This is a genomic window from Frankia sp. AgB1.9, assembly GCF_016786355.1.
GTDB lineage: Bacteria > Actinomycetota > Actinomycetes > Frankiales > Frankiaceae > Pseudofrankia.
The window spans coordinates 1-11,421 of the sequence record NZ_JADWYX010000193.1 but is presented as its reverse complement, the minus strand read 5'-3'; the positions used below and the strand labels follow the sequence as shown (position 1 = coordinate 11,421).

At 70.3% G+C, this 11,421-nt stretch carries 12 protein-coding genes; 4 read left to right on the top strand and 8 right to left on the bottom strand.

Going from position 1 to position 11,421, the window contains the following annotated elements:
* Both I6A60_RS39250 and I6A60_RS39245 read left to right on the top strand, forming a co-directional pair.
* Window positions 1-584: TMEM175 family protein (locus tag I6A60_RS39250; RefSeq protein ID WP_203041892.1), on the top strand; the 584-nt coding region annotated here is incomplete at its 5' end.
* On the top strand, window positions 571-1,494 hold the full coding sequence (locus I6A60_RS39245) for a LysR family transcriptional regulator (protein WP_203022076.1): 924 nt from the start codon (window positions 571-573) through the stop codon (window positions 1,492-1,494). The genes I6A60_RS39250 and I6A60_RS39245, both read left to right, overlap by 14 nt.
* Here I6A60_RS39245 and I6A60_RS39240 read toward each other — a convergent pair.
* Window positions 1,474-2,343, bottom strand: a complete 870-nt coding sequence (locus I6A60_RS39240) for a polysaccharide deacetylase family protein (protein WP_203022077.1) — start codon at window positions 2,341-2,343, stop codon at window positions 1,474-1,476. The two genes, I6A60_RS39245 and I6A60_RS39240, sit on opposite strands and share 21 nt — an antisense overlap.
* 103 nt (window positions 2,344-2,446) lie before the next feature.
* On the opposite strand from I6A60_RS39240, the gene I6A60_RS39235 reads away from it, so the two are divergent.
* Window positions 2,447-3,211 (top strand): S9 family peptidase, encoded by a 765-nt coding sequence (locus tag I6A60_RS39235; RefSeq protein ID WP_203022078.1) that lies wholly within the window; start codon window positions 2,447-2,449, stop codon window positions 3,209-3,211.
* A gap of 26 nt (window positions 3,212-3,237) precedes the next feature.
* On the opposite strand, the gene I6A60_RS39230 is transcribed toward I6A60_RS39235, so the two are convergent.
* Window positions 3,238-3,954, bottom strand: coding sequence for an alpha/beta fold hydrolase (locus I6A60_RS39230; protein ID WP_203022079.1), 717 nt, complete (start codon window positions 3,952-3,954; stop codon window positions 3,238-3,240).
* Between the two features lie 153 nt (window positions 3,955-4,107).
* Between I6A60_RS39230 and I6A60_RS39225 the strand changes: the two genes are divergently transcribed.
* On the top strand, window positions 4,108-4,920 hold the full coding sequence (locus I6A60_RS39225; RefSeq protein WP_203022080.1) for a helix-turn-helix domain-containing protein: 813 nt from the start codon (window positions 4,108-4,110) through the stop codon (window positions 4,918-4,920).
* Between the two features lie 52 nt (window positions 4,921-4,972).
* Here I6A60_RS39225 and I6A60_RS39220 read toward each other — a convergent pair whose 3' ends face one another.
* The 6 genes from I6A60_RS39220 to I6A60_RS39195 all read right to left on the bottom strand — a co-directional run bounded on the left by I6A60_RS39220 (window position 4,973) and on the right by I6A60_RS39195 (window position 11,409).
* The gene (locus I6A60_RS39220; RefSeq protein WP_203022081.1) at window positions 4,973-5,461 is read right to left on the bottom strand and encodes a flavin reductase family protein; all 489 of its coding nucleotides are present in this window, start codon (window positions 5,459-5,461) and stop codon (window positions 4,973-4,975) included.
* Window positions 5,461-6,606, bottom strand: a complete 1,146-nt coding sequence (locus I6A60_RS39215) for an LLM class flavin-dependent oxidoreductase (protein WP_203022082.1) — start codon at window positions 6,604-6,606, stop codon at window positions 5,461-5,463. The genes I6A60_RS39220 and I6A60_RS39215 overlap by 1 nt, the downstream gene beginning before the upstream one ends.
* 1 nt (window position 6,607) lies before the next feature.
* A complete protein-coding gene (locus I6A60_RS39210) occupies window positions 6,608-7,813 on the bottom strand; it encodes an SfnB family sulfur acquisition oxidoreductase (RefSeq protein ID WP_203022083.1) in 1,206 nt (401 codons plus the stop codon).
* A gap of 91 nt (window positions 7,814-7,904) precedes the next feature.
* Window positions 7,905-9,578, bottom strand: coding sequence for an ABC transporter ATP-binding protein (locus I6A60_RS39205; protein WP_203055853.1), 1,674 nt, complete (start codon window positions 9,576-9,578; stop codon window positions 7,905-7,907).
* Window positions 9,575-10,435 (bottom strand): ABC transporter permease, encoded by an 861-nt coding sequence (locus I6A60_RS39200; RefSeq protein WP_203022084.1) that lies wholly within the window; start codon window positions 10,433-10,435, stop codon window positions 9,575-9,577. Before I6A60_RS39200 ends, I6A60_RS39205 begins: the two co-directional genes overlap by 4 nt.
* Window positions 10,432-11,409 carry an ABC transporter permease gene (locus I6A60_RS39195; protein WP_374487708.1) on the bottom strand — a complete coding sequence of 326 codons (978 nt, stop codon included), beginning with the start codon at window positions 11,407-11,409 and terminating at the stop codon, window positions 10,432-10,434. Before I6A60_RS39195 ends, I6A60_RS39200 begins: the two co-directional genes overlap by 4 nt.
* Window positions 11,410-11,421: the final 12 nt, after the last annotated feature.

Genomic DNA, 11,421 nt, shown 5'->3' with positions numbered 1-11,421 from the left:
AAGGATCCCCAGAACGCAACGAAGATCATCGATGTCTATTTGATCTTGTTGGCGCGGGTCTTAACTTAGCGGTATTGTCCCGCAACCTGCTGCGCTTTCTCTGCCAGCAGGCCGGGTCGTTCGTGGCCTACGTGATCGCTTTCATGATGCTGTGGATCGTGTGGCGGCAGCACCACGTCCTGTTCGACAAGATCGAGGGGCTGTCACCCCGGCTGATCGGCTGGCATTTCCCGTTGCTCCTGCTGATCGGATTCCTGCCCTATCCGACAACCGTCCTCGGGCACCACACCGATAATCCGGCCGCGGCCGCGATCTACGCGCTCGCCGTTGGCGCGCTCCTCATCTGCAGATCGGCCGTGCAAAGCCAGGCACTCAAGGACGGACTGCTGCGCGAGGATGTCGACGTCGACCGGTTCCGCGTCGACTCCCGCGTCTCGTGGATCGTCGCCTGCTATTTCCTGGCCACCGTGGCGCTGGTCTGGTGGACGCCCTGGGTCATCGTCGCCTGGCTGGGAGCCAATGTTCTCGGAGCAGTCATCCCCCGTCTCCTGGCGGACCGATCGGAAGCCGATGGAACGACATGAGATCGAGGCTTTCCTCGCGCTCGCCGAAGAGCTGCACTTTCGGCGTACCTCGGAGCGGCTCGGACTGGCGCAGGGCCGGGTCAGCCAGACCATCAGGAAACTCGAGCGCCAGATCGGGGCCCCGCTGTTCGAACGCACCAGTCGGCGGGTCGCGCTCACCCCGGTCGGCCGGCAGCTACGCGACGACCTCGCGCCGGCGTACCGCCAGGTCGAGGAGGCGATGGCGCGGGCCGTCGCGTACGGAAAAGGGGTCAGCGGCGTGCTCCGGGTCGGCTTCTCCTCGCCCTGGGCAGCCGATCGCATCCTCGAGGCGGGCAAGGTGTTCCGGCACCGGCATCCCGACTGCGCGGTCAGCCTGCGCGAGGTGCAGCTCACCGATCCACTCGGCCCGCTGCGCGCGGGTCAGCTCGACCTTCAGCTCACCGAGTTCCCGGTCGCCGAGCAGGACCTGACGACCGGCCCGGTCGTCTTCTCCGAACCGGCCGCCCTCATGGTCCCGGCGCGGCACCCGTTCGCCCGGCGCGAATCGGTCTCGGTGGAGGACCTTGCCGGGGCATCGCTCGTGACCGTGGTCGGCGACATCCCCCGGCACTGGATGGACCACATCTATCCCCGGCACACGCCGACGGGCCGGCCGATCGCCCACGGGGCGCAGGCGACCTACTGGCCCGAGGTGCTCTCGCTCGTCGCCGCCGGTCGGGGAGTGTCACCGGCCGCGTCACGCGCGGCGGACTATCACGCACGGCCCGGCATCGTCTTCGTGCCGGTACGCGACGCGCCGCCGATCGAGTACGGCCTGATCTGGCCGACCAGTGGCCATACGGCGCGAGTCCGCGCCTTCGTCGACGCCGTACTCGAACCGCGGCCCGACCTCCCGGTCACCGGACGATCAAGCGGCGTGCCGCACTGACTGATAGCACGTGGCGATCTCGTGGCTCGTGGTCAGCCAGATGTCCGGTTGGGCAGCCAGCCAGGCCAGTACCTCGTCGAGATACCGGGCTCGAAACGCCTGGCCGATCACGAACGGATGCAGGGCGAGTGCCATCACCCGGCCGCCCTGCACGGCATCGGCACGCAGCTGCTCGTACTGGTCCTTGACGATCTGGACGAACTCCGGCCCGGTGACGCCCTTGCCGAACAGGCCCAGGTCGTTGATCTCGACCGTGTACGGAACACTGATCATTCCCGGAATATCGAGTGGGTACGGCTGGTCGTCGTTGGTCCAGTCCAGGACGTATTCCAGGCCCAGCTCGGCGAGCAGCGCGGGAGTCTCGAATGTCTCGGTCAGCCCGGGCCCAAGCCAGCCGCGCGGCCGCCGGCCGGTCGCCCCGGCGATGGTGTCGACGAGCTCGGTCAGCTCGACGCGCTCGGTGTCGCGGTCCATCCCGGCGTGCAGCACCGAGTTGGTCCGCCCGTGGGCCACCCAGGTCCAGCCGCGCTCCAAGCCGGCCTTCACGATCTGCGGATAGTGGGCGACGACCTCCGAGTTGAGCAGGACGCTCGCCGGCACACCATGCCGGTCAAGGATCTCGGCAACCCGCCAGATACCCACCCGGGGCCCATAGTCGCGCCACCCGTAGTTGAGCGCGTCCGGGACCAGATCCGCGGTACCCGGCCAGATGCTCGTAGACGGCAGATCGACGTGAAAATGCTCGACGTTGAGCCCAATATAGGTGGCCACACGGGCGCCGCCAGGCCAGTGCAGCGGCGCGCGCTCGGTGATGGGCTGAAAAGAGAAGGGAACCCTGTTCGATGCCATGGGCTTATCCTTCGCGGCAACCGCCGCCGGAACGAGATCGTTCACTTCTACGATCGATGAGCGGAACTCACCAATCGGGGTCGGCAAGCCGGGAGGCAGACCTGTGGTAGTCGTCCCCTACGGACGCCACCCCGAACAGACCGCGGAGGTGACTCTCCCCGTCACGATGGCCGGCCCCGTGCCGCTCGTTCTGCTGTTCCACGGCGGGTTCTGGCGCCACGCGTTCGACCGTGACCACGTCCGACCGATAGCGACCGCCCTCGCGGCTCACGGCTACGCCGTCGCGAACATCGAGTACCGCCGCGTCGGCGGGGGCGGCGGCTGGCCGAACACGCTGGTCGACGCGGCCACCGCCACCGACACGCTGCCCACACTCCTCGGCTCCTTGAACACCGCGGGCGGCATTGGACCGGTGATCGCGGTTGGGCACTCCGCGGGCGGACACCTCGCCCTCTGGAGCGCGCTTCGGGCCCGCATCCCGCGGGACGCGCCCGGATGGCGCCTCACCGCGCCTGACCTGGCCGGCGTCGTCGCACTCGCCGGCGTGGTCGACCTCTCGGAGGCTTACCGACTAGGCAACGGAAATGGCGCCGTCGCGGACTTCCTCGGCGGAGGTCCCCAGGACGTGCCGGACCGGTACGCCGGCGCGGACCCCATGCTGATCGGGGCCGGATCCGTGCCGGTCACTCTCGTTCACGGGGACCGGGACGAAGCGCTGCCCATCGCCATGTCGCGCACCTACGCGAACCGATTCGGCGCGAATCTCGTCGAGGCCTCGAACGCTGGCCACTTCGACCTCATCACCCCGGAAACGGCTGCCTGGCCGCTCGCGCTTGACGCGCTCGCCGGAATCCGCGCCCTCGGCTAGCTACCTGACGCTGGGCTTGTGTGCTCTCAATGGCAGGCGTGGCGGCTGTGAGCCGACGCGGCTGTGTTGCTTTCGCCGAGTAGTAGTGCGGCTACCGCTTCCGGGGCTTCGTGCATGGCGTCGTGTGCGGTGGGGAGGTCGTGGACCTGCCAGTCGGGATCGGCTTGGAGCCGGTTGCGGAGTTCGGCGAACGGTGTCCGGTGTTCCCAGCCAGCGCAGTAGATGAACTCCCGGCGGGGGACCTGGGCGAACGTGCCGGTGAGCCGGATCTTCTGCAGGAACGACGCCAGGGGATGGGGACGGCGACGGGGATCACCGCTGCCTCCGGCCGGCGGTCGAACGGCATAGCCGGTGGTCGCGGCGCCGGCAGCGAACACTCCCCGGAAGTGTTCGTTCGTTGACGACCAGCACGACTCCCCGTCGCGCGGCACGTAGGCGTCGAGATGCACCAGTCGTGAGATACGGCCGCCGGCGCGATCGGCGGCAGCGGCGATCACCATCCCGGCGTAGCTGTGGCCGACCAGCGTCGCGTTGGTGATGTGGTTGCGATCGAGGTGCCGCAGCACGTCGTCGGCGTGCGTGTCGAGGTTGGCGGCCGCGACGGTCACATCGTCGTCGTCGGGCCGCAGCCCGGTCAGGGTCAGGGCGTGAACGGTGTGACCTGCACGCTCCAGCAGCGGAACCACCGCCTCATACGCCCAGGCTCCCTTCCAGGCACCGGGCACAAGGACGAACGTCGTCATGCGTTTCTCCTGCTCTCTCAAGCCGCGGCATTGAGGCACGCTGCCTCGATGCCGTGTGGTGTGGTCGGGCGCTGTGCGCGGCCGAGGACCACTCCGCATGCCGGCAGTGTCACTGGATCAGGAGGTGGCTTGCTACCGCTAGAATGCCAATCGATGCCCGTTCGCCGCCAACCTCGCCTGATCGCCGAGATGACCTCACAGATCTGGCCGTCTGGCGGGCGCCACCGGTGGCCATCCGGCGAATCAAGCGCGGTGCAGTCGCACCCCCGGGGACACCTGGTCTACGCGGCCACCGGCGTCCTGGGCGTTCACACCGAGCGCGGCACGTCGATCGTTCCCGCCAACCGGGTCGCCTGGACCCCGGCCGGATTCACGCACTATCACCGTGCCCATGGCGATACCGATATGCGGATCGTCTTTCTCGCCCCATCCCTCGCTCGGCTGGTACCGGACCATCCAGCCGTGTTCCTGGCCTCCAACCTCGCCCGCGAGGTCCTCCTCGCTCTGACCGGCCCCCGCGACGGCGACGACGCGCCTGACTACACCCGCTCCGCGCGCTCACGCCTCCTTCGAGTCCTCGTCGATGAACTCGGCGAAGCACGCGAACAGCCGCTGCACCTGCCGGAGCCGCGGGACGACCGGCTGCGAGCCGTTGCCCGGATGCTCTACGAGAACCCGGCGGACAACGCCACGCTGACCGAGCTCGGGAAGAAGACCGGAGCCAGTAGCCGCACCCTCAGCCGACTGTTCCGCGACGAACTGGCCATGACCTTCTATGAGTGGCGCACGCAGCTGCGCGTCTACCACGCGCTCGTGCTTCTCGCCGACGGCCACGACACCACCCAGACCGCCTACGCCTGCGGATGGGCCAACCCCAGCAGCTTCATCGCGGCGTTCACCGACCACATCGGAACCACCCCGGGCCGCTACCGACCCAACCGCTCTCGGCCGACCGGGTCGCCCTGACAGAGAAGAACGCCGACGAGGGTCTGCCGGGACGGCGTCAGGGTGGTGCCGTTCAGGCCAAGGCTCGGTAGCGGCTGCCGTGGAAGACCAGTGGCGCGAGGTCGTCCGTGTGCTCGTGTTCGCGGATGGCCAGAAGCACGATCTCGTGGTCCCCGGCGTCGACGTGCCGGTCGATCGTGCATTCGAACGCGGCGACGGCGCCGTCCAGCAGCACGGCGCCGTCGGTGGCTGCCCGCCAGGAGACGCCCGCGAACCGGTCGCCGGTCCGCGCCCCGACGCGGCGGCCGATGTCCTCCTGGTGGGCGCCGAGCACGCTGACCCCGATCGCCGGCGCGTCACGCAGCGCGGGCCAGGTGGTCGACGTACGGGCGACACACGCCGACACCAGGGGTGGGTCGAGCGACACCGGCACGAACGTGCTGGCCGCGAGGCCCACCGGCAGCCCGTTGACGAGCCCGGCCACGACCGTGACGCCGGACGGGTGGGCGGCGAAGACCCGGCGCAGCGCGCGCGGCTCGAGGGCGTTCTTGTTCACGGTCATCAGCTCGAGCCGAACGGGACGGCGGCCCTGGTCGGCGCCTCGGGCGCGGGGTGACTCCACAGGCCACGGCGGGACAGCTCGGGCAGCACACCCTCTCCGAACCAGTACGCCTCCTCGAGGTGCGGGTAGCCGGAGAGGACGAACTCGGAGATCCCGACGGCCGCGTACTCCTCGATCCGGTCCGCGACCTGCGCGAAGCTGCCGACGAGAGCCGTCCCGGCGCCGCCTCGCACCAGGCCCACCCCCGCCCAGAGGTTCGGCGCGACCTCGAGCCTGTCCTTCGTCCCGCTGTTGAGCTCGAGCATCCGGCGCTGGCCCTCGGACTCGCTGCGTCGCAGTCCCTCTTGGACCCGGTGGATCTGCGCGTCGGACACACCGGACAGCAGCCGGTCAGCCTCGGCCCACGCCAGCTCCGGAGTGTCCCGGGCGATGCTGTGCAGGCGGATTCCGAAGGCGACCGAGCGTTCCTCCCGCTCGGCGAGCTCGCGGACCCGCGCGATCTTCTCCGCCACGGCCGCGGGGGGTTCTCCCCACGTCAGGTACACGTCGGAGTGGCGAGCCGCCACCCGCAGGGCCGCCGGCGACGAGCCACCGAAGTACACGAGTGGAACGGGGTCTGGCAGCTGTGCCAGCACGGCTTCCTCGAGCTGGTAGTGCCGGCCGGCGTGGCTGACCTGCCGCCCCGTCCACAACTCGCGGACGAGAGCCAGGAACTCCTCGCACCGCTCGTACCGGGCGTCCTTGTCGAGGAAGTCGCCGTACATGCGTTGCTCGTGACTTTCGCCGCCGGTGACGACGTTCAGCAGGAGCCGGCCGCCGGAAAGCCGCTGGAACGTACCGGCCATCTGCGCGGCGAGGAAGGGCGAGATCAGGCCGGGCCGGAACGCGACGAGGAACTTCAGCCGCTCCGAGAGGCTGCTGAGCATCGCGGTGCTGACCCAGGCGTCCTCGCACCAGGCACCGGTGGGCGTCAACGCCGCCTCGAAGCCGAGTTGCTCCGCGCTGCGGGCGATCTGGCCGAGGTAGCGCACCGACGCCGGGCGCCCGCCCGGCCCCTCGACCTGGGTGCCGTGGCCACCGCCGATGATGTGGCGGCCGTCGCCCCCGTTGGTGGGCAGGAACCAGTGGAATTTCAGTTCGGTCATGTCACAACTGCCCGTGGTTGGGCGGGAGGGTTCCCTCGACGGCCCAGCGGCCGAGATGGTGCACCTTCCACGCGGCCGGGTCGTGCAGGGTATGCGTGCGCGCGTTGCGCCAATGTCGGTCCAGCCCGAGTCCGGCTGCCGCGGCGCGGGTTCCGGCGACCTCGAACAGCCGGTTGCCCGCGTCGACGGCGGCTCGGGCCGAGGCCGCGCGGGCCGCGGCCACCGCGAGGCTGGCCGCGCCGGCCCGCTGCGCGTCGGGGGCCGCGTTCGCCCGGTCGACCGCCCGGGCCGACTCGGCGAGCAGTGCCTCGGCGCCGCGGACGGCGAGCTCCAGCTCGCCGAAGGTCTGCACGACCAGCGGGTCGTCCGCGGCCCGCTCCACCCCTGCGTCGGGGTGGGGACGGCTGCTGGCCACCACGAAGGCGGCCGCGTCCGTGACGGCTGCTCGGGCGATGCCGGCGTCGATCGCCGCGTGCAGAACCTGGGCGAGAGCGCCGTAGCTCTGGGGGCCGTCGAAGGTACCGGCGAACGGGGTGATCCATTCGTCGGTCACTTCGATATCGGTCAGCAGCACGCTGCCGCTGGCCGTCGTGCGCTGGCCGAGGGCGTCCCAGTCGTCCAGCACCTCCAACCCCGGCGCGTCCCTGGAGACCCAGGCGACCACCAGCGGACCGTCGACATCGAGATGGGCCAGAACGGGGATCCAGTCGGCGAGCAGCGCCCCGGTGGCGTAGAACTTGCGGCCGTGCAGAAGCCAGCGGCCATCCCCGGCTGGCAGCAGCGTGGTGCGGAACTCCCGCACATGGCGGGTGCCAGCCTCCGACTGTGCGTTGCCGAACCGGCGGCCCCGCAGAACCTCCGCGAACAGGACTCCCTTCTGCCGCTGGCTCGCCCTGCGGCGCAGGTGGTCGACGTAGACGAAGTGGCTCTGCGGGAGCTGGCCGATGTTCGGGTCGGCCACCGACAGCAGCCGGAACACCTCGACGACTGTCGCCACCGGCAGGTCCGCGCCCCCGAACTCGGCCGGCACGGTGATCGCGAGCAGGCCGGAGGCGCTTAGCTGGTCGAGCTCGGCGGCCGGCAGGATCCGCTGCGCGTCCCGGCGGGCCGCTCCGGTCGCGAACGCCGACGCGAGCTCCGCCGCGACGGACACGGCCTCGGCGTCGGTCAGCACCGGAACCGTGGTGCCCTGGTCGACGACAGTCATCTGGTGTCCTTCCGAAGACAGCGAGCGGCGATTCGCGCGCGCAGCGGCGCGTACTCCTCGCGCAGACCGGCACTCGACGCCAGGCGCTCGGTCACGCCTGCGCCAACCTCGGCAGGGCGGTCAGCAGCCGCTGTGTGTAGGGGTGCTGAGGCCTGGCGAAGACCTCCTCGGCGTCGCCCAGCTCCACGAGCCTGCCGTCCTTCATCACCAGGATCCGATCGCTCATGTGGTGGATGACGCCGAGGTCGTGCGAGATGAACAGATAGCTGACGGCGAGCTCGTCCTGCAGGTCGGTGAGCAGGTCGAGGACCTGGGCCTGCACGGACACGTCCAGCGCCGAGACCGGTTCGTCGCAGACGATGATCCCGGGCTCGGGCGCCAGGGCCCGCGCGATCGCGACCCGCTGGCGCTGTCCACCCGACAGCCGCAGCGGCGCCACCGTCAGGTGCGCTCGGGTCAGCCCCACCTGCTCGAGCAGCCGGACGGCACGCTCCTGTGCCTCAGCCTTGGAGGACGGGGGACGACTGCCCGTGCTGAGCGCGTCGAACAGGATCCTGCCGACCGGCCAGCGCGGGTCGAACGAGCTGAGCGGATCCTGGTAGATGACGCCGATCTGCTTGCGCAGCGTGCGGCGGGCCGCCGAGGAGATGCTCGACCACGGCTTCTCGTGCAGCAACACCTCGCCGGACGTCGCCTCGGTGAGCGCGAGCGCTATCCGGGCTGTGGTCGTCTTGCCGGATCCGGACTCGCCGACGATGCCGAGCGTCTCGCCCGCGAACAGCTCGAACGAGACGTCGTTGACGACGGTCCGGTCGATCTTGTCGGGACCCTGGTAGACCTTGACGAGATTGCGGGCCCGTAGCACGGGCCGGTCACGGTCGATCTTCCGAGCGCGAGATGCCTCGCTGACGCCGTCGGCCGGGGGCGCGAGCCGGGTGCCCCGGGTGTGTTCCGACGGGATCGCGTCGAGGAGCGCCCGCGTGTAGGCGTGCTCGGGCTCGTGCAGCACCTGGTGCGCCGACCCGAACTCGACGATCTCCCCGGCGCGCATCACGGCGACCTCGTCGGCGAGCCGCGCCACCACCGAGAGGTCGTGGCTGATGAGGATGATCGACGTGCCGCGCTCCTTCGAGGTGGCAAGCAGGTCCAGCACCTGCGCCTGCACGGGCACGTCGAGGGCCGGCGTCGGCGCGGCGGCGACGACGAGCCGCGGGTCGAGGGCGATGGCCGACGCGATGAGAGCGCGCTGGCGCAGACCGCCGGACAGCTCGTACGGTCGCTGCCGCGCCTTGACCTCGGGCTCGGGCACCCCGACGGCGGCGAGCAGCTCGACGGCCTTCTCGGCGCGGCTCTGCCGGTTCCCCCAGCCGTGCAGCCGCAACGGCTCGGCCACCTCGTCTCCGACCCGGCGAAGCTGGTCGAGCGAGACGAGCGCGTCCTGCAGGACGAAGCCGACCTCGCGGCCCCGGATCGAGCGCCACTCACGGCCGGACCTGTGGCGCAGGTCGACACCCGCCAGCTCGATGCGGTCCGCGCTCACGCGGGAGCCCCGCCCGGTCAGACCCACGAGCGTGCGCGCTGTGACGCTCTTGCCGGATCCGGTCTCGCCCACGATCGCCAGGCAGCCGCCGGGGCGTGCGGTGAAGGAGATCCCCTTCACCACCTCGGCGTCGCCGAACGAGACCCGCAGGTTCTCGACCGTCAGCAGCGCCGGCCGGGCGTCGAGCGTCTCGTTTCCCGGCTCGACGGCGGTCGACGTCGTCATCGGGAGGCTCCTTCCAGTTTGTGCTGCAGCGTGCGGCCGAGGCTGGTGACGGCGATGGCCAACAGGACGATCACGAGACCGGGCAGGATCTCCAGCCACCACGAGGTGGTGATGAAGTCGCGTCCGGCATCGAGCAGCGCCCCCCACTCCGGAGAAGGCGGCGGAACACCGAAACCGAGGAACGACAGGCTCGACGCCCAGACGATGGACTGTCCGACGCCGAGGGTCATGACGGCGACGAGTGGACGGAAGGCGTTCGGGAACAGGTGCCGGCGGATGACCGACAGGCGCCGGTGACCGAGCGCGGCGGCCGCCTCGACGTAGGGAGCCTTCCGGACGTTGAGAACCTGGCCGCGGACCATGCGGGCGTAGCCCGGTGCCGAGCCCACGCCCACGGCGATCAGCTCGGTCTCCAGCGACGGTCCGCGTACCGCGACCACGAGCAGGGCGAGCAGCAGTGCCGGGAACGAGAAGAGGATTTCCAGCAACCGGGTGATCAGCGTGTCGACGATCCCCCCGACCAACCCGGCGGCGAAGCCGAGCACGATCGCGATCCCCATGGCGATCGCGGTGGCGCCGACGCCGATGCCGAGCGACTCCCGCGTGCCGTACACGACCCGGGTGAACAGGTCGCGGCCGGCCTCGTCGGTACCGAAGAGGTGATGCCAGGAAGGCGCGCTCAGCGTCTGCCTGAGGTTGATCGCGGTGGGGCTGTGCGAGGTCAACGCACCGGGGGCGAAGGCGGCAACGAGTGCCACCAGTACGACGAGCAAGGCCAGCACCGTGGTCGGCCGGGCCCGGAAGCGCCGGATCCAGTCGGGGGTGCGCACGGCGGCAGGCAACGCGATCGTGGTCATGCCGGCCCTCCCAGCCTCGGGTCGACCAGTGCGTAGGCAAGATCGACGAGAAGGTTGGCGATCACGTAGGCGATCGCGACGACGAGCACCACGCCGGAGACCGTCGGTACGTCCCGGGTACTGACCGCGGTGACGAGCACCTGTCCGATGCCGGGGCGGCCGAAGATGTTCTCGACGATGACCGCGCCGGACAGCAGCGCGCCCAGGGCCCAGCCGGACAGGGTGATCGCCGGCAGGACGGCATGGCGCAGCGCGTGTCTCAGCCGCACACCGGTGTCGCTCTGACCTCGGGTACGAGCGGTGGTCACGAAGGGCTGGTCGAGCACCTTCTCGAACTCGTCGCGGGTCACCTGACCGAGGAAGCCGGCCAGCGGGATCGCCATGGTGACGATGGGCAGGACCGTTCCCGTCACCGACGTGCCGCCGATGACGGGGAACCAGTGCAGTTCGACCGAGAAGACGACCAGCAGGATGATGCCGACCCAGTACTGCGGGAGGCAGGCGGTGAACGTCTCCCACAGCGAACCGAGCGCCGACACGACCGGACGCCGCTTGACGGTCAGCAGGGTGATGCCGGCCGCGAGGATCCACGCCACGACGAGGGCGCCGACCGTGATGATGATGCTGGGCCCGAGCTGGCCGCCGACGACCTGCGTGACCGGCCGGTGCTGGGTGTAGGACGTGCCGAGGTCGCCGTGGAAGACGCCGCCGACGTAGCGCAGCCACTGCACGACGACGGGCTGGTCGAAACCGAACTCCTTGCGGGTGGGAGCCAGCTGGGTCCCGGTGTACTCCCGGTGCTGGCCGGTCTGGATGTTCAGCAGGACTGTCGCGCGGTCTCCGGGAACGGCGAGCTGGGCGAAGAAGGTCACGGAGGCCGCGGCGATGACCACCGCGACCGCGCCCACGATCTTCAGGACGATTCGGCGGGCCAGGCCCCCCCCCCGGGGGGGGGGCGGGGGTGTATAAACCAAGCCCCCCCCCCC

What these genes read in the sequence shown, in the direction of transcription:
- I6A60_RS39230 (WP_203022079.1), bottom strand. Translation starts at nt 3,954, where the DNA reads ATGACGACGTTCGTCCTTGTGCCCGGTGCCTGGAAGGGAGCCTGGGCG.
- I6A60_RS39200 (WP_203022084.1), bottom strand. Translation starts at nt 10,435, where the DNA reads ATGACCACGATCGCGTTGCCTGCCGCCGTGCGCACCCCCGACTGGATC.
- I6A60_RS39205 (WP_203055853.1), bottom strand. Translation starts at nt 9,578, where the DNA reads ATGACGACGTCGACCGCCGTCGAGCCGGGAAACGAGACGCTCGACGCC.
- I6A60_RS39215 (WP_203022082.1), bottom strand. Translation starts at nt 6,606, where the DNA reads ATGACCGAACTGAAATTCCACTGGTTCCTGCCCACCAACGGGGGCGAC.
- I6A60_RS39240 (WP_203022077.1), bottom strand. Translation starts at nt 2,343, where the DNA reads ATGGCATCGAACAGGGTTCCCTTCTCTTTTCAGCCCATCACCGAGCGC.
- I6A60_RS39225 (WP_203022080.1), top strand. Translation starts at nt 4,108, where the DNA reads ATGCCCGTTCGCCGCCAACCTCGCCTGATCGCCGAGATGACCTCACAG.
- I6A60_RS39245 (WP_203022076.1), top strand. Translation starts at nt 571, where the DNA reads ATGGAACGACATGAGATCGAGGCTTTCCTCGCGCTCGCCGAAGAGCTG.
- I6A60_RS39210 (WP_203022083.1), bottom strand. Translation starts at nt 7,813, where the DNA reads ATGACTGTCGTCGACCAGGGCACCACGGTTCCGGTGCTGACCGACGCC.
- I6A60_RS39220 (WP_203022081.1), bottom strand. Translation starts at nt 5,461, where the DNA reads ATGACCGTGAACAAGAACGCCCTCGAGCCGCGCGCGCTGCGCCGGGTC.